The following is a 19,163-nucleotide window of genomic DNA, read 5'->3' as shown; positions in this document are numbered from 1 at the left end:
TCGCCGCGGACGGCCCTACGCGATCTTCTCGTACTGCTCGGAGAGCTTCTCGGCGGCCTCGTCGAGCAGCTCGGCCTCGTACTCGTCGAGGTCCCACTCGACGACCTCCTCGACGCCGTTCGAGCCCAGCTTCGCGGGCACGCCGAGCGCGGTGTCGTCGTAGCCGTACTCGCCGTCGAGGACGACCGAGCACGGGAGCACCTCGCCGGTGTCGTTGAGGATGGCCTCGACCGTGTGGGCGACGCCGGTGGCGGGCCCCCACTGCGTGGCGCCCTTCCGGCTGATCACGTCCATCGCGGACTCCTGGAGGTCCGCGAGGATCTCCTCCTTCTCGTCGGCGTCGAACGACGGGTCGCGGCCGTCGACGCGCACCTTCGAGAAGACCGGCGCCTGCGCGTCGCCGTGCTCGCCGAGGATCGTCGCCTCGACGTTCTTGACGGGCGCGTCGAAGCGCTCGGAGAGGACGTACCGGAAGCGCGCGGAGTCGAGCCGGCCGCCGAAGCCGACCACTTTGTGGCGGTCGCGGTCGCCCGCCTCGTAGAGGTGGCGGTTGAGGAGGTCGACCGGGTTCGACGTGGTGACGGTGAAGAAGTCGTCGTTGTGCTCGGCGATCGACGACCCGATGTCCTCCATGATCGGCGCGTTGTCGCCGGCCAGGTCGATGCGGGTCTGCCCCTCCTTCCGCGGGATGCCGGCCGTGATGACGACGACGTCCGACCCGGCGGTGTCCTCGTACTCCCCCTGTCGGACGGTCGTGTTCGAGTCGTAGGCGACGCCGTGGTTCGCGTCGGCGGCCTGTCCGATCGTCGTCTCGCGCTGGTCCGGGATGTCGACGAAGACGAGCTCGTCGACCACGTCGCGTAACGCGAGGTTGTAGCCCGCCGCGGCTCCGACGGTCCCCGCCGCACCGATAACGCTGACCTTTGTCATACCGTCTTGATCCGCGACCGGGCGGCGAGTAAACGTTTCGGAACCCCCCAACGTCCGCGAGCGCCGTCGCGAAACCCCTAACTCCCGCGGCGTCGAACCCTCGTTTCGTGCCGACGTTCCGCTACCCGTGTCCGGGCTGTCGGACGACGAACAGCCTCCACGACGCCGACTGCGAGTTCGAGGGCGTGAGCTGGCCGACCGTCGAGAAGGCCTACACGGACCTCCTCTCGGTGCTGTCCGCCGAGCCCGACGGCCTCTCGGAGGCGGCGCTGCGGGACGCGGTCCCCGCCGACTGGGGCGGGCTCCACAAGGCCGCGCTCGGCGCGCTCCGCCGCGACCAGCGCGTCGTCGAGGACGGCGACCGGCTCCGCCTGCTCACGGCCGCGGAGTTCAAAGAGCGCGTCTCCGAGCCCACCCGCGAGCCGATGCGCACCGTCTACCAGCACGGCTCCGTGCCGGGCTGTCACGACAACGCCGTCTTCGCGATGGTGGCGTGGTACGAGATGGTCGGCCTCTCGTGGCCCGAGACCCGCGAGAACGTGATCGAGTGGCTCCGCGAGTCGGGGGCGTGGGACCGCGGCGGCTTCGAGGAGTCGACGCCGGGAGAGCTCGTCGACGCCAAGCGCCACGTGTACGACGAGGGGTACGGCTGGAAGGAGAAGGGCCAGGCCGCGAAGCGCGTCATCGAGCGGCACCTGTAGCGCCGATTTAAGTCGCCCCGCGACCTCTCGCCACCGTGACACACCCGGAAGCCGGCGCCGCGCCGACCGCGGACCCCGACGCGGCCGCCGTCAGTGACGCCGACGCCGACGCCCCCGACGGCGACGGCGCCGACCGCCCCCCGGCCGTCGCCAATCCCCGCCGCGCGCTCGCCGTCGTGATCGGCGTCGTGTTCATCGACCTCGTCGGCTTCGGGATCGTGATCCCCATCCTCCCCTTCTACGTCCGGTCGTTCGGCGTCAGCGACGCCTTCATCGGGCTGCTCGCGGCCTCCTACTCGCTCGCGCAGTTCGTCGCGGCGCCCACGCTCGGCCGGCTCTCCGACCGGATCGGGCGTCGTCCCGTCCTCCTCGCGTCGCTCGCGGCCGCCGCCGTCGCGTGGGTGACGTTCGGCTACGCCGGCTCGGCGGGCGCGCGCTTCGGCCCCGTCGCCGCGCTCGCGGTGCTTTTCTCCTCCCGCACGCTCGCCGGCGCGATGGGCGGCAACATCGCCGCCGCGCAGGCGTACGTCGCCGACATCACGCCCCGCGACCGGCGGGCGGGCGCGCTCGGCCTCGTCGGTGCGTCGTTCGCGCTCGGGTTCGTCTTCGGGCCGGCGATCGGCGGCCTGCTCGCCGCCGACGCCGTGGTGGCCCGCGCCGACGCCCTCTTCCCCCCGTTCGTCCCGGCGACGCCGTACTCCCTGCCGAGCTTCGCGGCGGCGGGGATGAGCCTCCTCGCGGTCGCCGTCGGGTTCCTCCTCCTCGAAGAGCCGGCGCGGACGCGGCCCGCGGGTGACGCGGCGGGCGCCCGCACCACCGCGATCGGCCAGTTCCGCGACGCGCTCGCGTCCGCGTCGCTCCGGCCGCTGACGGTCGCGTACTTCGTCGTCGCCGTCGCGTTCGCGGGCGTCCAGGTGATGTTCATCCCGTACGTCGCGGACGCGTTCGGCTACGACGCGACGGCCGCGGCGTTCCTGCTCACCTACGTCGGCGTCCTCGGCGCGGTGAACCAGGGCGTCGTCGTCGGTCGGCTCTCGCGGGTCGTCTCCTCGCGGACGCTCGTCGCCGCCGGGTCCGTCGTCCTCGCCGGCGCGCTCGCCGCGATCCCCGCGACCGGGCTCGTCGACCGGGTCGCGGGCGGGGTCGCCCTCGGCGGCCCGGGGTGGCTCACGCTCCCCCTGCTCGCGCTGCTCGCCGCGCTCGCGGCGCTCTCGCTCGGCAACGCCCTCGTCAACGTCTCGCTTGCGACGCTCGTCTCCGCGTCGGCCGACGACGCCGACCAGGGGGCCGCCTTCGGGGTGACGCAGGGCGCGTCGAGCCTCGGGCGGACCGTCGGCCCGCCGCTGATGGCGGTGCTGTACACGGTCGCCGTCGCGTCGCCGTTCCTGATCGGCGCGCTGCTCCTCGCGCCCGTGGCGGTCGCGTTCGGGCGACGGACCGGGTGAGGGCCCGTCGAGGCGGCGGCGAGCGGCCGTCCCGCCTCCGCACGACAGTTTTACGCCCACCGTCGCCGTCGTACCTCGCACATGGCCCTCGACCTCGTCCCCGCCTGGCCCGCCGTCGGATCCCTCGCGGGCGGGGCGGGGGCGGTCGCGCTCGCGTGGGCGATCCGCGAACACCGCGGCCGCCCCGGCGTCGACTGGTTCCTCGGCGTCTTCGCCGCGCAGGCGACGTGGTGCGTCTCCTACGGCGTCGGCCTGCTGGTCGCCGACCCGGCCGTCCGCGCCGCGCTGGAGGCGACGATGTGGCTGGGCGTGATCTGGACCGGGATCGCCTTCCTCGGCTTCGCCTTAGAGTACACCGGCCGGAGCGACGTGGTCCGGAGCCGCCTGTTCGGCGCGATCGGCGGCTTCGGCCTCCTCTCGTCCGCGCTCGTCGCCACGAACCCCCTCCACGGCGCCTTCTGGACCGACCTCTCGCGCGCCCCCGTCTTCGGCGTCGAGACCGTCTCGTACGCGTTCGGTCCGTGGGCGTACCTCACCGTCGCCGTCGAGACCGTCCTCGTCGCCAGCGCGGTCTTCCTCCTCGTCGACACGCTGCTCAGCTACGGGCCGCTGTACCGCCGCGAGAGCGCCGCGGTCGCCCTGAGCTCGCTGCCGCCCGGGTTCGCGCTGGTCGCGTGGACGCTCCAGCTCGGCCCGGTCCCACAGCTCCAGCTCGCACCGGTGATGTTCGTCCCGCACATGATCCTGGACGCGTACGCGTTCGACCGCGCGGAGATGTTCGACCGGAACCCGACGACGAGCCGCGCCGCCGAGCGCACGGCGATCGACGACCTCCGGGACCCGATCGTCGCGCTCGCGCTCGACCGCCGCGTCGTCCGGCTCAACCCCGCCGCGGAGACGGTGCTGGGCGTCGACGCCGAGACCGCCCGCGACCGCCCCCTCGCCGACTTCCTCGACCTGCCCGTCCGGGTCGGCGACGGGGCGGACGGCGCCGAGGCGGACGACGGCTCCCGCGAGACCGTCGAGGTCGACCCGGACGGCGCCGCCGGCCGCCGCACGTACGCGGTGTCGGTCTCGCGGCTGACGGACCCGAACGGGACGCACGTCGGGTACACGGTCGTCCTCTCGGACGTGACCGAACGCGAGCGCCGGCGGCAGCAGCTGGAGGTGCTCAACCGCATCCTCCGGCACAACCTCCGCAACGACGCCGGCGTCGTCCACGGCTACGGCGAGATCCTCCGCGACAGCCTCGACGACCCGGAGCTGGTCCGGATGGCCGACGCCGTCGAGCGGCGCGCCGGCGCGCTGGCCGCCCTCGGCGAGAAGGCGGGCACCGTCGAGCGGCTCCTCGCCGACAGCGACGCCGCGGCGACGGACGTCCGCGACCTCGTCGGCGCGGCCGTCGCCGACGCCCGCGAGCGCGACCCGGACGCAGTCGTCGAACTCGCGGTCGACGGCGAGCCCGATCCGGAGACCGACTCCGCCGCCGACGAGTGGACGACGCACGTCCGCCCCGACGCGCTCGAGGCGGTCGTCGAGAACACCGTGGAGAACGCCGTCGCCCACCACGACGGCGAGGGGACCGAGCGCGAGGACGGCGGGGCCTGGGTGCGCGTCTCGCTCCGCCGAGCGGGCGGCGCGACGGGCGAGTCCGGGGGCGACGACCCCCGGTTCGTCCTCACCGTCGCGGACGACGGGCCCGGCATCCCGGACCACGAGGTCGAGGCGGTCGAGTCCGGGCGGGAGACCGCCCTCGAACACGGCTCCGGGCTGGGGCTGTGGGTCGTCGCGTGGGGCGCCGCCGCGGTCGGCGCCGAGGTGGAGTACGCCGACCGGGAGCCGCGGGGGACGCGGGTGACGGTGTCGATCCCGGTCGTGGACGGCGAGTGAGTCGGGTCGGAAAACGAGACAGCTGTTCCTCCCGAAGCGGCAGAAATCGGGCGCGTTAGTCGCTCTGAATGCGCGGAGCGAGCATGAATGTCACGTTCCCGAGCCCCTCGGCGAAGCCGTAGTGGAGCTTGACGGGGAACTCCTCGCCGAGCTCGACGGTGACCTCGGCGTCGGAGGGGATCGCCTTGTTCATGTCCTTGAGGTAATCGAGGCTGAACAGCGAGTCGGCGGGGCCGGCGGTGAGCGCGATGAGGTCCTCGCGGTCGAGCTTGAGGTTCACGTCGTCGGTGTCGCCCTCGGCCTCGATGAAGAACGCCTCGTCGGTCTCGTCGACGCGGAGGCGGATGTGGTCGGAGACCATGTCGGCGGCCTTGATCCCGCGGTCGAGCTGGGCGCCCTCGACGACGATCTCGGAGGCGAGATCGAGGTCCGGGATGTCCGGCTCCTGGCGGATCGAGTCGGGGTCGATGAGCGCGAGGGTGTAGGAGAGGCCGTCGATCTCGATGTGGAGCTTGCGGGTCTCCTCGTCGAGTTCGAGGTGGATCAGGTCGCCGGAGTTGGCCATGCCGGCGATGTCTTCCAAGCGGGCGAGGTTGACGCCGATGACGCCGCCGTCCGCGTCGTACGACTCGAACGCGGCCGCCTCCAGCGTGAGGTCGACCATGCCGACGTTGGCGGGGTCGACGGCCCGGATGGAGAGCTCCTCCTCGTTCAGGCGGATCTTACACTCGTCGACCAACACGCTCACCGAATCGAGCGCGTCCTGAAACGTCGACGCGCCCACGATGGCCTTGAACATATACGTTCAGCTTGGGCGGTATCACCTAAAAAGGCACCCGATCGGAGCGGCGACCGCCGGCTCAGAGCGACCGGATCAGGCGGGCGACGACGACCGCGAGCGTGACGACGGTCCGCCACAGTCGGAGCCGTTCGAGCCGGTATTCGTACCGTTCGCTCCCGTCGGGCTCGTCGCTCCCGCCGCCCGGTTCGCGGTCGCGCTCGGGCCCGGCGTCCCCGCCGGAGCCGTCGGGCGGCGGATCGGTCGCTCGGTCCGGTTCGGCTCGGCCGCTCCGGTCGGTCGGGTCGCGCTTCGGCGGCTCGCCGCGCTCGGTCGGGCTCGGTTCGGCGTCGGTGCGTTCGGTCGCCGGCAGCGGCTCGTCGGGCATGGTGTCTCTCGGCCGCGTCGGGCCGTACGCGACGATACGGGGTTAATTTATAAATAAACGAGCCGAACGCAAGGCGGAACTGAAACTCGTCCGGGCGGTCGGGGCTCCGATCGGTCGGTCCCCTCGCCCTCAGACCAGCGGCTCGACGAGGTCCCGCCCCTCGTCGAGCAGGTCGTCGACGGCGGCCTCGGAGTCCGCTTCGGCGTACACGCGCAGCTTCGGCTCCGTTCCCGAGGGGCGGACGAGCAGCCACGAGCCGCTCTCTAAGAGGAGCTTGAACCCGTCGAGGGTGACGACCTTCGCGACGGGCGAGCCGCAGACGGACTCGGGGATGTGGTCCTCCAGCTCGTCGAGGACGCCTCCCTTCCGGTCGTCGGGGCAGTCGAGGGACACCTTCCCGGCCGCGATGTGGCCGTGCTCGTCGAGCAGGCGGTCGACGCGCGCGTCGAACGGCTCGGCGGCGTGGGTCGCGGCCGCGAGCAGCGCCATCAGCACGCCGTCCTTCTCGCGGACGTGGCCGCGGAGGGTGAAGCCGCCCGACTCCTCGCCGCCGAACAGCGCGCCGTGCTCGCCCATCGCCTCGGCGACCCACTTGAAGCCGACCGGCGTCTCGTACACTTCCTCGCCGTGCGCCTCCGCGATGCGGTCGACGAGGAACGTCGTCGAGACGGTGCGGACCGCGGCCCCGGAGTCGGCCTCCAGCAGGCGGTCGTAGCAGGCGGCGTAGAAGAGGTTCGCGTCGAGGACGCCGCGGTCGGGCGTGACGACCGCGATCCGGTCGGCGTCGCCGTCGTTAGCGACCCCGAGGTCCGCGTCGCTGTCGGGGTCGGTGACGCGGTCGGCCAGCTCCCCGAGGTGCTCGGCCGAGGGCTCGGGGGAGTCGCCCCCGAACGTCACGTCGCGCTCGCAGCGGAGGCGGACGACCTCCGCGCCCGCCGATTCGAGCAGCGCGTCGGTGACGCCGCGCCCGCTCCCGTGCATCGCGTCGTACGCGACCGTGAGCCCGGAGAGGTCGACGCCGCCTCCCGATCCGGCGAGGTTCCCCACCACCTCGCGGGCCGCGTCGGCGTGGTCGCTCACGAGGTCGACGCGCTCGATATCGCCCCGCTCGGCCTCGGGCAGCAGGTCCGGCTCCGCGAGCCGGTCGACGACGTCCTCGGTCACGTCCGGGAGCGCGGGCGCCCCGTCGTGGGGGATGAACTTCACGCCGTTGTACTCGGGCGGGTTGTGCGAGGCGGTGACCATACACGCGCCGGCGAGCCCGCGGGAGACGATGGCGTGGGCGATGATCGGCGTCGGCGCGTCGCGCTCGGGTAAGATCACGTCGAAGCCGTTGCCGGCGAGCACCTCGGCGAGGCTCTCGGCGAACCCCTCCGAGGTCTCGCGGGCGTCGTACCCCACGGCGACCGGTTCGTCGCGACCGGCCGCCTCGAGGTGGTCGGCGACCGCCTGCCCGACGATCCGCACGCGCTCGTCGGTGAAGGTGTCGAGCGTCGCGCGCCAGCCGTCCGTGCCGAAGGCAATCTCGTCCATACCGGCCACGTCGGCGGCGAGGGCAATAATGCCCCGTGCCGGTCGCGAGGCTTGCGACGGGCGCGGCGAGCGGCGGTGCCCGGTGAGGGCCCGACGGCTCCGTCGATCGACCGCGCTTTTGTGGCCGGACCTCGAACCCGCCGTATGACCCGAATCGCCGCCGTCTCCGGCAGCCGGAGCGCGGACAGCACCACCCGGGCCGCGCTCCGCGTCGCGCTCGACGCCGCGGCCGACGCCGGCGCGGAGACCGACCTGATCGACCTCGCGGCCGCCGACCTCCCGCTGTACCACCCCGACGAGGGCGCGCAGGGCGACAGCGAGGCCCTGAAGCGCCGCGTCCGCGAGGCCGACGGCGTCCTCGCCGGCACGCCCGTCTACCGCGGCTCCTACTCGTCGACATTCAAGAACTTCCACGACTTCTGCGGCTCCGACGAGTACGCGGACACGGCCGTGGGGCTGCTCGCGACCGCCGGCGGCGGCTCCTACGGCGGAACCCTGGAACACCTCCGGTCGACGTTCCGGAACGTCCACGCGTGGACCGTCCCCCACGAGGTCGGGATTCAGGGCGCCTCCTCGAAGGTCGAGACCGCGGCGGCGGCCCCCGACCGCGGGCCGCGAATCACCGACGAGGACATCCGGCGCCGCACGGAGCGGCTGGGGCGGGTCGTCGTCGAGCACGCCGAGCGCATGCGGGAGTGAGAGCGGCGCCGGCCGCCGAGCGCCGGCCGCGGTCGGCAGGCGTTTCCCCCGCGAGGCCGACCGTCCGTCCATGAGCCGCATCCGCCCGGACGAACTGGACGAACGCCTCGGGACCGACGACGAGCCGTTCCTGCTGGACATTCGGCCCGAGTCGGACTACGGGCGCCGCGCGATCGACGGGAGCCGGAACGTGCCCGTGTACGACGACCTCCGGAGCGGCGACGACGCCGCGCTCCGCGGCCGGCTCGACGAGATCCCCGACGACCGCGAGGTCGTCACCGTCTGTAAGATGGGGATCGTCGCCAAGCGCGCGACTCGCGTGCTCGACGAGGCGGGCTACGAGGCGTCGACGCTCGCCGGCGGCATGAGCGGCTGGAACGGGTACCAGCGCGGGTCGCTCGGCTACAGGGTCCGGTCGCTGTGGTGGCGGCTGCGAGGGTGACGGCGCGCGGTCGCGGCACTCGGGCGCCGGAACCCGCCGCCCTTTTGCCCGCCTCGCGCCTACGGCGCCCATGACCGAACCGGGTGACGACGACCGTGTCCGCTAACCGGAAGGGGGACCGCCGCGAGCGCGAGCTGGTGAACGCCTTGGACGAGGCGGGGTTCGCCGTGATGCGCGCGCCGGCCAGCGGCTCCGCCACGGAGCGCGAGCTGCCCGACGTGCTCGCGGGCGACGGCGAGACGTTCTACGCCATCGAGGCGAAGTCGAGCGCGGGCGACCCAATCTACCTCACCGGCGAGGAGGTGGAGGCGCTCCTCTTCTTCGCGCGGAACTTCGGCGCGAAGGCCCGGATCGCGGTGCGGTTCGACCGCGAGGACTGGTACTTCTTCCACCCGGGCGACCTCTACACCACCGACGCGGGCTCGTATCGCGTGAAGAAAGAGAAAGCCCTGGCCGACGGCACCGATTTCCCCGAGTTCGTCGGCGAGACGGAGAAGGTGACGCTCGGCGAGGTCGGCGGGGGCGACGGCGACGCGGACGAGGTCGATCCCGAGACCGAGGAGCGGCGGGCGATCCTAGAGGCCGTCCGCGACGGCCACATGCCGGTCGAGGACGCGCTCGACGTGCTGTAGCGCGGCGGACCTCCCCCGCCCCGCGACCCCCTCGCTTATCCCTCGCCGCGTCGAACTCCGGGACGAATGAGCGAGGACTTCGGCCTGCTCGAACCGGCGGACCAGCCCGGCGACGAGTGGGAGCAGCTCGACGTCTCCGACACCGAGGCCGACCGGATCGCCCGGCGGCAGGACCGCGAGTTCGACGAGTTCCGCAAGCGGATCAAAGACACCGAGCAGTTCAAGCTCCAGGAGTCGGTCTTCGACGACGCGACGCTGGCGGCGGTGTACAAGCTGGTCCAGGACGGCTACGTCGACGCCTTCGGCGGGCCGGTGTCTACGGGGAAGGAGGCGAGCGTCTTCGAGGCGCTCGGCGGGCAGGCCGGCGAGCGGCCGGAGCCGGGGTCCGAGGCGGCCGGCGGCGGCCCCGAGGGCGTCGCGCCCGAGCGAGAGGTCGCGGTGAAGGTGTACCGGATCAACTCCTCGAACTTCCGGCAGATGCGCGACTACTTGGAGGGCGACCCGCGGTTCGAGGGGATCGCGAGCGACAAGAAGGCGGTCGTGCTCGCGTGGACCCGCAAGGAGTTCGCGAACCTCGAACGCGCGCGCAAGGCGGGCGTCCGGGTCCCCGAACCGATCGCGGTCCAGCGGAACGTCCTCGTGATGGAGCTGGTCGGGCACGCCGAGGACCGCGCTCGGCGGCTGAGCGAGGTCGACGTGGAGAACCCCGAGACCGCCTACGAGGTCGTCCGCGAGTACATGCGCCGGCTGTACGGCGCCGGGCTGATCCACGGCGACCTCTCGGAGTACAACATGATCATCCACGAGGGCGAGCTGGTGATCATCGACCTCGGCCAGGCGGTGACGGTCCACCACCCGAACGCGGGAGAGTTCCTGCGGCGCGACTGCGAGAACGTGGCCGCCTTCTTCACGCGACAGGGGATCGACGTCGACCCCGACGACCTCCGCGCGTACGTGACGGAGCCCGAGCCGGACCCGACGGGGGAGCCGGGAGCGGACGGCGAGCCGGGAGCGGACGGCGAGCCGGGAGCGGACGGCGAGCCGGAGTCGGACGAAAGGGCGACCGAGTAGACCGACGCCGGCTCCGGCGTAAGCGGCCGAAGACCACCGTCACGCGGGCACACACCGCCCGCGGCGGAACACGCTTAAAAGGCTCCGCCGGGTACTCCGTGGCATGCAACACGTGACGGTTCCGCAGGACCGTATCGGCGTCGTCATCGGCGCCGGCGGCGAGACGATGCGGGAGATCGAAGAGCGGGCGAACGTGCGGCTCGACATCGACTCCGAGTCGGGGAGCGTCGCCATCGAGGAGCGCGACGACCCGGTCGCGGCGATGGTGGCCCCCGACGTGATCAAGGCGATCGGCCGCGGCTTCAAGCCGGAGACGGCGCTGTCGATCCTCGACCACGACCTCCGGACGCTCGATCTGATCGACCTGTCGGAACACACCCGCAACGACAACGACCTCCAGCGCAAGAAGGGCCGGATCATCGGCGAGAACGGTCGGACCAGGGAGCTGCTGGAGGAGCTGTCGGGCGCGAACGTCGTCGTCTACGGCTCGACCGTGGGCGCCGTGGGCCAGCCCGAGGAGCTCGAAGTGGTCCGGCGGGCGGTCGGGATGCTGCTCGACGGCGCCCCGCACGGCGCGGTGTACTCGTACTTAGAGCGCATGTCGAACGAGCTCGACGACGACGTGAGCTTCAGCGCGCCCCAGTAGTCGACAGCGGTTCTCGGTGCTGCGGTCGGTATTGCCGTCGCCGTTCGTTTATAACTGCGTTACTGGCAAGGCGGTGACCACCGCCAAAGCCCCAGTCGCTCGGCACTACGTCGTTGCCACTACGACGAACACCGCCAAAGCCCCAGTCGCGAGGCCGGAGTACGCTCGTTGCGCTCCTCGCTCGCTTCGCTCGCTGCGGTGCTTACGTCGCCTACTCCGGCCTCGCGACTGCCCCTTTGAGTCCCACTCGACCGCCACCGCAACCGCACCTCACGCCTCCCCAGCCTCGTCGCTGGCACCCTCCGCTTCGCTCCGGGAGCCAGCGACTCCCTCGCGCGTGCGGTTCGCGGCCTATCGGCCGCTCACCGGCACGCGCCACTGCCGTCCGTTTATAAACGACCACCGGCCAGCAGTCGATCTGGAGTTCTATATAAAGGGGCGTGTGAACGCACCTCATACCGGGCGATACGCCCCCTCCGTGTTGCGGTTTCGCACGATGTGAGCGAAGGGTTTATATAGAATCACAAACAATCAGAGGTTGATTATGTCTCAGCGACAGCGGATGGGCAACCAGCCCATGATCGTACTTTCCGAAGAGTCGCAGCGCACGTCCGGAAAGGACGCGCAGAACATGAACATCACGGCCGGGAAGGCTGTCGCGGAGTCCGTCCGCACGACGCTCGGCCCGAAAGGGATGGACAAGATGCTCGTCGACTCCGGCGGGTCCGTCGTCGTCACGAACGACGGCGTCACCATCCTGAAAGAGATGGACATCGACCACCCGGCGGCCAACATGATCGTCGAGGTCTCCGAGACGCAGGAGGAGGAGGTCGGCGACGGCACCACCTCCGCGGTCGTGGTCGCCGGTGAGCTCCTCGACCAGGCCGAGGAGCTCCTCGACCAGGACATCCACGCGACGACCCTCGCGCAGGGGTACCGCCAGGCCGCCGAGAAGGCCAAGGAGATCCTCGACGAGGAGGCCATCGACGTCTCCGCCGACGACCGCGACACGCTCGTCCAGATCGCCGAGACGGCGATGACGGGCAAGGGCGCGGAGAACTCCAAGGACCTCCTCGCCGAGCTCGTCGTCGACGCCGTCCTCGCGGTCCAGGACGACGACGGCATCGACACGGAGAACGTCTCCGTCGAGAAGGTCGTCGGCAGCTCCATCGACGAGTCCGAGCTCGTCGAGGGCGTCATCGTCGACAAGGAGCGCGTCGACGAGAACATGCCCTTCGCGGTCGAGGACGCCGACGTCGCGCTGTTCGACGGCGCCATCGAAGTGAAGGAGACGGAGATCGACGCCGAGGTCAACGTCACGGACCCCGACCAGCTCCAGCAGTTCCTCGACCAGGAGGAGGAGCAGCTCCGCGAGATGGTCGACCACCTGACCGAGATCGGCGCCGACGTCGTCTTCGTCGGTGACGGCATCGACGACATGGCGCAGCACTACCTCGCGCAGGAGGGCATCCTGGCCGTCCGCCGCGCGAAGTCCGACGACCTCAAGCGCCTCGCCCGCGCGACCGGCGGCCGCGTCGTCTCCAACCTCGACGACATCGAGACGGACGACCTCGGCTTCGCCGGCTCCGTCGCCCAGAAGGACATCGGCGGCGACGAGCGCATCTTCGTCGAGGACGTCGAGGAGGCGAAGTCCGTCACCCTCATCCTCCGCGGCGGCACCGAGCACGTCGTCGACGAGGTCGAGCGCGCCATCGACGACTCGCTCGGCGTCGTCCGCACGACGCTGCTCGACGGGAAGGTGCTGCCCGGCGGCGGCGCCCCCGAGGCCGAGCTGGCCCTCCAGCTCCGCGACTTCGCCGACTCCGTCGGCGGCCGCGAGCAGCTCGCCGTCGAGGCGTTCGCCGACGCCTTGGAAGTCGTCCCGCGCACCCTCGCCGAGAACGCGGGCCTCGACCCCATCGACTCGCTGGTCGACCTCCGCTCCCGCCACGACGGCGGCGAGTTCGGCGCCGGTCTCGACGCCTACACGGGCGACGTGATCGACATGGAGGCCGAGGGCGTCGTGGAGCCGCTCCGCGTCAAGACCCAGGCCATCGAGTCCGCCACCGAGGCGGCCGTCATGATCCTCCGCATCGACGACGTCATCGCCGCGGGCGACCTCAAGGGCGGCAGCACCGACGACGGCGGCGACGACGGCGGCCCCGGCGGCGCGCCCGGCGGCATGGGCGGCATGGGCGGCATGGGCGGCGCGATGTGAAGCTCGGCTAACGCCTTCACACCCCCAGCCTGACCGCAGCCGCTTCGCCGAACCGTCCGCAGACCGACCGTCGCGCGCCCCTTCGGGCCCGACGACACACGACTTTTATCGACGACTGTACCGCGGAGCGTCCCGCTCGTCAAGCGGCCGCGATCATCGGTATCGAGCCACACATTCGTCGCCGACGACACGAGGGTAACACCCGTGTAACCACGGGACGGCGGTGTCCGCGAGCGGTTAAGTGACTCCCGGCCCTCCGATGATCCGACGAGGTTCTCACGTTCACCATGCCACAGCAGAAGGCCGATTACGCAGACGACGCCGATATCGACGCGGAACTAGACGAGCTTCCCGACGACGAGACGGTCGAGGAGACGGTCGCGAACCTAGAGGAGCGCGGCTTCGACGTGGTCGTCGTCGACGACGCCGACGAGGCGCTGGAGGCCGTGACGTCGCAGATCCCCGCCGGGGTCTCCGTGATGAACGGGCACTCGACGACGCTCGAAGAGATCGGGTTCGACGAGTTCCTGAGCGAGGGCGACCACGAGTGGGAGAGCCTCCCGGACCAGATCTGGGGCATCGACGACGACGCGGAGCGACAGGCCGCGCGGCGCGAGTCCCAGACCGCGGACTACTTCCTCGGCGGCATCAACGCCGTCGCGCAGACGGGCGAGCTCGTCGCCGCCGACCTCTCCGGCAGCCGGATCGGGGCGTACCCGTTCGCCGCGGGCAACGTCGTCATCGTCACCGGGATCAACAAGATCGTTCCGACGCTCGACGACGCCCTCGACCGGCTCGAGTCGGTCGCGTACCCGCTGGAGAACGAGCGCGCGCAGGAGGCGTACGGCGTCGAGTCCGCCATCGCGAAGCAGCTGATCTACCGCCGCGAGACCGAGGAGGGCCGCACGACGGTCGTCCTCGTGCGCGAACAGCTCGGGTACTGAGCCCGCGCCGACGCTCCACGCGCTTTCTTCCCCCTTTCGACGGCCTCGCGGCTCGCCATTTTGCTCGCCGCGAGGATACGGACCGGGAGGGATTCGAACCACGGTCACTCCCGTTCGCTCGCTACGCTCGCTCACCTCCCGCTCCTTGATTCGAATCCCTCCCGACCGGTTCGCTCGACGGTTCGCGCTGCTCACCGTCTCGCTGTACGGGCCGGGAGGGATTCGAACCCCCGACCGTCCGGTTAAAAGCCGGACGCTCTCCCTAACTGAGCTACCGGCCCAGACGAACTGCCGTAGGGTCAGCCGACGGATAAACGTTTAGAACCGCGGTAGGGGTCGGCGTCGCCACCCGAAACGGTTTCCCGGCCCCCGCCGTCGCCGCGACCATGGACTTCGACATGCGCGCGTTCGCCGCCGACCTCTGTCGGCACCGCTCGACCGCCGGCGAGGAGGCGGCCGCGGCCGCGTTCGTCGCGGAGCGACTCGCCGACCTCGGCTTCGAGACGTACGCCTGGGACGCCGACCCCGCCGTCCTCGCGGACCACCCCTCGTTCCCGGACGACCTCGACGCGGCGGCCGTCGAGGGGCGCCGCAGCGTCGCGGGCGTCCTCGAACTCGGCGGCGCGAGCGACGCGGCCGACGCGGGCGACGGGGACGACCCGACCCCCACCCTCGTCTTGAACGGGCACCTCGACGTCGTCCCCGCCGAGCCGGCCGAGTGGTCGAGCGAACCGTTCGAGCCGGTCTGGGGCGACGCCGCGGCCCGGGACGCGCCGCCCGGTCGCGACGCCGACGGCGAGACGCTCACCGCCCGCGGCGCCGCCGACATGAAGTCGGGGCTGGCGGCCTGCGTCGGCGCCGCGGTGGACGTCCGCGAGGGGGTCGCGGACGGCTCGGTCGACCTCCCGCCGTCCGGGCTCCGGCTCGTCGTCGAGGCCGTCGCGGGCGAGGAGGACGGCGGCTACGGCGCCGCGACCGCCGCGCTCGCGAGCCCGTACCCCTTCGAGCGCGACGCGGCGATCGTCGCGGAGCCGACCGAGCTGCGCCCCGTCGTCGCCTGCGAGGGGTCGCTCATGGCCCGGCTGGAGATCGACGGCCGGAGCGCCCACGCGGCCACCCGGTGGCGCGGCGAGGACGTGCTCCCGCGGTTCGAGGCCGTGCGGGAGGCGTTCGCCGAGCTGGAGACGGAGCGCGCCGAGTCGGTGTCGCACCCGCTGTACGAGTCGTTCCCGGTCCCGTGGCCGGTCGTCTGCGGCCGGGTCGAGGCCGGCTCGTGGGCCTCGACGGTCCCGGCGACGCTCGACGCGGAGTTCCGGATCGGCGTCGCGCCCGGCGAGACCGTCGCCGAGGTGGAGGCGGCGTTCCGCGAGCGGCTGGACCGGGTCGCGGCCGACGACCCCTGGCTGCGCGAGCACCCGCCCCGGTTCGAGCGGTTCTCGGTCCAGTTCGAGCCGGCCGAGATCGCCGTCGACGAGCCGGTCGTGGAGGCGGTCCGCGCCGGCCTCGCCGCGACCGGCCACCCGGACGTCGAGCCGCGGGGCGCGACGTACGGCGCGGACTCGCGACACTTCGTCGCCGCCGGGATCCCGGCGGTGCTGTTCGGTCCCGGCACCATCGACGAGGCGCACTACCCGGACGAGACGATCGCGTGGGAGGAGGTCGTCGCGGCGCGGGACGCCGTCGCCGCCGCCGCCGAGCGGTTCGCGGCCGACTACGCCGCCTAGTCGGCGACGCGCGGTCCCCTCGGTCGTCTACCGGTCGTCCCCGAGGTACTCGTCGAGCGCGTCCGCGACGATGGCGCCCGGCTCGACGTTCTCCATCGAGGCCCGGCGGCGCAGTTCGACGTAGGTGTCCGCCGGGAGCCGGAGCTGGAGCCGGCCGAGTTCGACGCCCGCGTCGCGGACCGCGGCCTCGACGTCGGCCCCGTCGTTGACCGCCGACGCGACGGCGCGAACCTCGCGGACCGTGAGGTCCCCGTCTATCGCCGCCCACGCCAGGAGGTACCGGTCCCGCCCGCCGAGCCGCGCGACGTGTTTCGCGGCGCTGGGCGCGATCCGCCCGTTGGCGACCTGCCGCCGGATCGCCTGCGGGAGGTCGTGGACCCGCGCCCACTTGCGGATGAACGCGACGGAGACGCCCTCGCCCGCGCGCTCGGCCGCCTCCTTGTACGACCCCACGCCGCGGACGAGCGCCGCGCAGGCGGCGGCGCCGCGCAGCATCAGGACGTTGTCGTCGTCGCTCACGTCGCCGGCCGCGAAGCGGGCCACCGTCTCCGCGGCCTCCGCGACGCTGTCGGGGTCGTTCGGGTCGAACCCCACCGCGTCCGCGGCCCGGTCGCCCGTCACCGCCGGGTCCGACCGGACCACCGGTTCGCCGACGGGGGACCGCCGGTCAGCGCGTGATTCCTCGGTCATACACGTCCCTTCGGGGCCGCAGGTATAAACGCCGGGCACCGGGGCGGAACTCGCCCGAATGCGGGACGCCCCTCGGCGCGGGCCTTACTTCGCCGTTCGGGCCGCGGCGTCGCCGTCGTCACCCTCGTTCGGCCCTCTCGCGTACAGGACGTACGAGTACGCGACGGTGACCGCGGCGGTCGCGAGCGCCGGTCCGACGAGGAAGTACACCGCGTACTCGCCGGCGAAGAGGCCGACGACCGCTATCGCGGCGGAGAGCTTGAACAGCCGCGCGCCGAGCGCGTGGGTCCGGTCCCACACCGCGTCGTCGCTGAGCGTCCACGGCGTCCGGATCCCGACGAACCAGTTCGGCTCGACGTGCGGGAGCAGCGTCCCGAGGTAGTAGAACAGGGCGGCCGCGCCGGCCACGGCGAGCGTCGTCACGTCGACCGCGTAGCCGAGGTTGACGGCGAGCACGGCGAGGTGGACGGCGACGAGGAACGCGGTGAGCACGACGACGAACCGGTCGTAGTGGACGCGGAACGCGGCGATGTTCTCCCCGAGGGGGTCGATCCGCGGGAGCAGCGCGAACAGGCCGATCAGCCCGGCCGCGAGCCCCGGCACGAACCACATCCCGAGCGTTCGCGGGAGGGTTCCGGTCGGCTCGCCGGCGCCGTTCCACTGCGTCACCATCCGCTCGGGCAGGTCCGGTGCGACCGCGAGGCTGACAGCGGCGCCGATGGCGACGAGGAGGGCCGCGACGCCGAACCGGAGCCGCGTGGAGAGTCGGGAGTCGGAGGGCATACGCGCGGAGAGACGGGCCCCACCGATGAAAAGCTTCACCCGTGGGAGTCGCCCCCGCGGCCCCGGCACGACGCAACCCTTACGCGTCGCGACCGCCAATCCGGGCGTATGACCGACGAACGCGACGACGACGGCCACGAGTTCTCCTCGGGGCAGGGCGTCGACGCCGACTACGACGCGTTCACGCTGGACCCGCCCGAGCTGGGCGAGGACCCGAGCCGCGTCGACCCCGTCGACTCCCGGGTGTTGACCGAGGAGCTGGACCGCCGGAACATCGGCAGCGAGGACGTCGACGTCGAGCAGCTGATCGACGTGGGGCTCTCCTACATGGGGATCAACCGCTTCGAGGAGGCGACGGAGACGTTCGAGCGCGCCGCCAACTTCGCCGAGGAGGGCTCGCTGGAGGCCCAGGAGGCGTGGGTGAACAAGGGCGCCGCCCACGCCCAGTTGGAGGAGTTCGACCAGGCGATCGGCGCTTACCAGGAGGCGCTGCGCATCGACGAGGAGTCCGAGCACGCCGCGACCGCCGAGACCAACCTCGCGTACGCGCTCTGGGAGTCCGGCCGGGGCGAGCAGGCGCTCGAACACGCCGAGCGCGCCGTCGAGACCGACCCCCGCTTCGCCGAGGCGTGGTACAACCGGGGGTTCCTCCTGGTCGAGCGCGGCCTCGCCGAGGACGCCGTCAAGTGCTTCGACAACGCGATCCGCCTCGGCTACCGCGACGCGGGCGTCTTAGAGGAGAAGGCCCGCGCCCTCGAGGAGGCCGGCGACCACGAGCAGGCCGAGGAGGTCGCCGACCGCGCCGAGGAGCTCCGCCGCGAGGCGGAAGAGCAGATGGTCGAGGAACAGACCGGGCAGGCGCCCGGGCCGGGCGGCCAGCCCCCGCAGGGCGGTCGCGGCGGTGCCGGCGGTCGCGGCGGCGAGGAGGGCCCGGAGCGCGAGCTCCAGGGCGAGGGGCCCGAGGGCTTCTGAATGCTGCTCCGCGAGCGCGAGACCGCCGAGGGACGGCTCGTCTCCGTCTGCGACCCGGACTGCCTCGGCGAGACGTACGACAACGGGCGCGCGACGCTCACCGTGAGCGAGGAGTTCTACGGCGGCGACGACGCCGTCGAGGCGACCGCCGACGAGGTGGTCGAGGGCCTCCGGCGCGCGCAGGTCGCGAACATCGTCGGCACCGAGGCGGTCGGGGTCGCCGTCGAGGCCGGCCTCGTCGACGAGGAGACCGTCTTGGAGTTCGACGGGACGCGGCACGCGCAGCTGCTCTGGTTGTAACGGCCGTCGCCCGCCGTCTCGCCGGGATCCGAACCGGCTAAGGGCGCGCGCGACGAGGCGGATCCGATGAGACGACTCACGCGGAGCGAACTGGCGTCGCGGGTGGGGCCGCGGCCGCCCTCGGACGCCTTCTGGCGGCGCGCGATCGACCGGGGAGCGGCGGCGCTCGGCGTCGGCGCGGACGCCGTCGAGAGCGGAGCGGAGGGGGAACCGGACGGCGAACCGGCGGAGCCGCTCGACACGGGCGACATCGTCGACGTCGGCGACCACGCCTTCGTCGTCGTCGGCACCGAGCGGACGGCGGCGGGCGGCCGGATCTACCGGATCGAACTGGTCGCCGACCGCGACGGGGACTGACGCGGCTCGACTTCGGTCGG

At 72.3% G+C, this 19,163-nt stretch carries 20 protein-coding genes and 1 tRNA gene; 14 read left to right on the top strand and 7 right to left on the bottom strand.

The features are described from left to right. Positions 1-15: 15 nt before the first annotated feature. Positions 16-930: a malate dehydrogenase gene (gene mdh, locus DVK05_RS10685; protein WP_121563331.1), complete on the bottom strand. Its 915-nt coding sequence runs from the start codon at positions 928-930 to the stop codon at positions 16-18. 107 nt (positions 931-1,037) lie between these two features. Between mdh and DVK05_RS10680 the strand changes: the two genes are divergently transcribed. The 3 genes from DVK05_RS10680 to DVK05_RS10670 all read left to right on the top strand — a co-directional run bounded on the left by DVK05_RS10680 (position 1,038) and on the right by DVK05_RS10670 (position 4,966). Next, complete coding sequence (locus DVK05_RS10680) at positions 1,038-1,631, top strand: hypothetical protein (RefSeq protein WP_121563330.1); 594 nt, start codon at positions 1,038-1,040, stop codon at positions 1,629-1,631. Positions 1,632-1,666: 35 nt separating this feature from the next. Next, positions 1,667-3,076: an MFS transporter gene (locus DVK05_RS10675; protein WP_121563329.1), complete on the top strand. Its 1,410-nt coding sequence runs from the start codon at positions 1,667-1,669 to the stop codon at positions 3,074-3,076. Positions 3,077-3,157: 81 nt separating this feature from the next. Continuing rightward, positions 3,158-4,966 (top strand): histidine kinase N-terminal 7TM domain-containing protein, encoded by a 1,809-nt coding sequence (locus DVK05_RS10670; protein ID WP_121563328.1) that lies wholly within the window; start codon positions 3,158-3,160, stop codon positions 4,964-4,966. A 55-nt stretch (positions 4,967-5,021) separates the two neighbouring features. Here the strand turns inward: DVK05_RS10670 and DVK05_RS10665 are convergent, their stop codons facing one another. From DVK05_RS10665 to DVK05_RS10655, 3 genes are all read right to left on the bottom strand, one after another. After that, a complete protein-coding gene (locus DVK05_RS10665; protein ID WP_004599283.1) occupies positions 5,022-5,765 on the bottom strand; it encodes a DNA polymerase sliding clamp in 744 nt (247 codons plus the stop codon). Between the two features lie 61 nt (positions 5,766-5,826). Beyond that, positions 5,827-6,132, bottom strand: a complete 306-nt coding sequence (locus DVK05_RS10660; RefSeq protein ID WP_121563327.1) for a hypothetical protein — start codon at positions 6,130-6,132, stop codon at positions 5,827-5,829. A 129-nt stretch (positions 6,133-6,261) separates the two neighbouring features. Then, positions 6,262-7,665, bottom strand: a complete 1,404-nt coding sequence (locus tag DVK05_RS10655; RefSeq protein WP_121563326.1) for a phosphoglucomutase/phosphomannomutase family protein — start codon at positions 7,663-7,665, stop codon at positions 6,262-6,264. A 144-nt stretch (positions 7,666-7,809) separates the two neighbouring features. On the opposite strand from DVK05_RS10655, the gene DVK05_RS10650 reads away from it, so the two are divergent. From DVK05_RS10650 to DVK05_RS10620, 7 genes are all read left to right on the top strand, one after another. After that, a complete protein-coding gene (locus tag DVK05_RS10650; RefSeq protein WP_121563325.1) occupies positions 7,810-8,364 on the top strand; it encodes an NADPH-dependent FMN reductase in 555 nt (184 codons plus the stop codon). Between the two features lie 70 nt (positions 8,365-8,434). After that, entirely contained in the window at positions 8,435-8,806 is a 372-nt protein-coding gene (locus tag DVK05_RS10645) for a rhodanese-like domain-containing protein (protein WP_121563324.1), read from the top strand. Between the two features lie 83 nt (positions 8,807-8,889). Beyond that, a complete protein-coding gene (gene hjc / locus DVK05_RS10640; RefSeq protein WP_121563323.1) occupies positions 8,890-9,438 on the top strand; it encodes a Holliday junction resolvase Hjc in 549 nt (182 codons plus the stop codon). A 66-nt stretch (positions 9,439-9,504) separates the two neighbouring features. Further along, entirely contained in the window at positions 9,505-10,509 is a 1,005-nt protein-coding gene (gene rio1, locus DVK05_RS10635) for a serine/threonine-protein kinase Rio1 (RefSeq protein WP_121563322.1), read from the top strand. 103 nt (positions 10,510-10,612) lie between these two features. Beyond that, positions 10,613-11,155, top strand: coding sequence for a KH domain-containing protein (locus DVK05_RS10630; RefSeq protein ID WP_121563321.1), 543 nt, complete (start codon positions 10,613-10,615; stop codon positions 11,153-11,155). 577 nt (positions 11,156-11,732) lie between these two features. Continuing rightward, complete coding sequence (gene thsA, locus DVK05_RS10625) at positions 11,733-13,373, top strand: thermosome subunit alpha (RefSeq protein WP_121563405.1); 1,641 nt, start codon at positions 11,733-11,735, stop codon at positions 13,371-13,373. A gap of 287 nt (positions 13,374-13,660) precedes the next feature. Then, positions 13,661-14,317 (top strand): lactate utilization protein, encoded by a 657-nt coding sequence (locus tag DVK05_RS10620; RefSeq protein ID WP_121563320.1) that lies wholly within the window; start codon positions 13,661-13,663, stop codon positions 14,315-14,317. A gap of 207 nt (positions 14,318-14,524) precedes the next feature. Here DVK05_RS10620 and DVK05_RS10615 read toward each other — a convergent pair. Beyond that, positions 14,525-14,598, bottom strand: a tRNA-Lys gene (locus DVK05_RS10615). A 105-nt stretch (positions 14,599-14,703) separates the two neighbouring features. Between DVK05_RS10615 and DVK05_RS10610 the strand changes: the two genes are divergently transcribed. Beyond that, on the top strand, positions 14,704-16,041 hold the full coding sequence (locus DVK05_RS10610) for a M20/M25/M40 family metallo-hydrolase (protein ID WP_121563319.1): 1,338 nt from the start codon (positions 14,704-14,706) through the stop codon (positions 16,039-16,041). Positions 16,042-16,068: 27 nt separating this feature from the next. On the opposite strand, the gene DVK05_RS10605 is transcribed toward DVK05_RS10610, so the two are convergent. Next, complete coding sequence (locus DVK05_RS10605) at positions 16,069-16,731, bottom strand: hypothetical protein (protein ID WP_121563318.1); 663 nt, start codon at positions 16,729-16,731, stop codon at positions 16,069-16,071. Between the two features lie 84 nt (positions 16,732-16,815). Further along, positions 16,816-17,514: an SdpI family protein gene (locus DVK05_RS10600; RefSeq protein ID WP_121563317.1), complete on the bottom strand. Its 699-nt coding sequence runs from the start codon at positions 17,512-17,514 to the stop codon at positions 16,816-16,818. A gap of 108 nt (positions 17,515-17,622) precedes the next feature. Between DVK05_RS10600 and DVK05_RS10595 the strand changes: the two genes are divergently transcribed. The 3 genes from DVK05_RS10595 to DVK05_RS10585 all read left to right on the top strand — a co-directional run bounded on the left by DVK05_RS10595 (position 17,623) and on the right by DVK05_RS10585 (position 19,143). Continuing rightward, positions 17,623-18,486, top strand: a complete 864-nt coding sequence (locus DVK05_RS10595; RefSeq protein WP_121563316.1) for a tetratricopeptide repeat protein — start codon at positions 17,623-17,625, stop codon at positions 18,484-18,486. Next, complete coding sequence (locus tag DVK05_RS10590; RefSeq protein ID WP_121563315.1) at positions 18,487-18,786, top strand: DUF424 domain-containing protein; 300 nt, start codon at positions 18,487-18,489, stop codon at positions 18,784-18,786. 66 nt (positions 18,787-18,852) lie between these two features. Continuing rightward, positions 18,853-19,143 carry a hypothetical protein gene (locus DVK05_RS10585; RefSeq protein WP_121563314.1) on the top strand — a complete coding sequence of 97 codons (291 nt, stop codon included), beginning with the start codon at positions 18,853-18,855 and terminating at the stop codon, positions 19,141-19,143. The last annotated feature ends 20 nt before the right edge of the window (positions 19,144-19,163 follow it).

Source organism: Halorubrum sp. Atlit-8R, from assembly GCF_003666025.1.
Taxonomy (GTDB): domain Archaea; phylum Halobacteriota; class Halobacteria; order Halobacteriales; family Haloferacaceae; genus Halorubrum; species Halorubrum salinarum.
Note: the sequence above shows the minus strand (reverse complement) of the source record. Positions and strands in the feature narration are given on the sequence as shown.

Excerpts from the sequence above, each read along its gene's own strand:
- mdh (WP_121563331.1), bottom strand. The coding sequence starts at position 930 with ATGACAAAGGTCAGCGTTATCGGTGCGGCGGGGACCGTCGGAGCCGCG.
- DVK05_RS10670 (WP_121563328.1), top strand. The coding sequence starts at position 3,158 with ATGGCCCTCGACCTCGTCCCCGCCTGGCCCGCCGTCGGATCCCTCGCG.
- DVK05_RS10665 (WP_004599283.1), bottom strand. The coding sequence starts at position 5,765 with ATGTTCAAGGCCATCGTGGGCGCGTCGACGTTTCAGGACGCGCTCGAT.
- DVK05_RS10660 (WP_121563327.1), bottom strand. The coding sequence starts at position 6,132 with ATGCCCGACGAGCCGCTGCCGGCGACCGAACGCACCGACGCCGAACCG.
- DVK05_RS10655 (WP_121563326.1), bottom strand. The coding sequence starts at position 7,665 with ATGGACGAGATTGCCTTCGGCACGGACGGCTGGCGCGCGACGCTCGAC.
- DVK05_RS10650 (WP_121563325.1), top strand. The coding sequence starts at position 7,810 with ATGACCCGAATCGCCGCCGTCTCCGGCAGCCGGAGCGCGGACAGCACC.
- DVK05_RS10645 (WP_121563324.1), top strand. The coding sequence starts at position 8,435 with ATGAGCCGCATCCGCCCGGACGAACTGGACGAACGCCTCGGGACCGAC.
- rio1 (WP_121563322.1), top strand. The coding sequence starts at position 9,505 with ATGAGCGAGGACTTCGGCCTGCTCGAACCGGCGGACCAGCCCGGCGAC.
- DVK05_RS10630 (WP_121563321.1), top strand. The coding sequence starts at position 10,613 with ATGCAACACGTGACGGTTCCGCAGGACCGTATCGGCGTCGTCATCGGC.
- thsA (WP_121563405.1), top strand. The coding sequence starts at position 11,733 with ATGATCGTACTTTCCGAAGAGTCGCAGCGCACGTCCGGAAAGGACGCG.
- DVK05_RS10620 (WP_121563320.1), top strand. The coding sequence starts at position 13,661 with ATGCCACAGCAGAAGGCCGATTACGCAGACGACGCCGATATCGACGCG.
- DVK05_RS10610 (WP_121563319.1), top strand. The coding sequence starts at position 14,704 with ATGGACTTCGACATGCGCGCGTTCGCCGCCGACCTCTGTCGGCACCGC.
- DVK05_RS10605 (WP_121563318.1), bottom strand. The coding sequence starts at position 16,731 with ATGACCGAGGAATCACGCGCTGACCGGCGGTCCCCCGTCGGCGAACCG.
- DVK05_RS10600 (WP_121563317.1), bottom strand. The coding sequence starts at position 17,514 with ATGCCCTCCGACTCCCGACTCTCCACGCGGCTCCGGTTCGGCGTCGCG.
- DVK05_RS10595 (WP_121563316.1), top strand. The coding sequence starts at position 17,623 with ATGACCGACGAACGCGACGACGACGGCCACGAGTTCTCCTCGGGGCAG.
- DVK05_RS10590 (WP_121563315.1), top strand. The coding sequence starts at position 18,487 with ATGCTGCTCCGCGAGCGCGAGACCGCCGAGGGACGGCTCGTCTCCGTC.
- DVK05_RS10585 (WP_121563314.1), top strand. The coding sequence starts at position 18,853 with ATGAGACGACTCACGCGGAGCGAACTGGCGTCGCGGGTGGGGCCGCGG.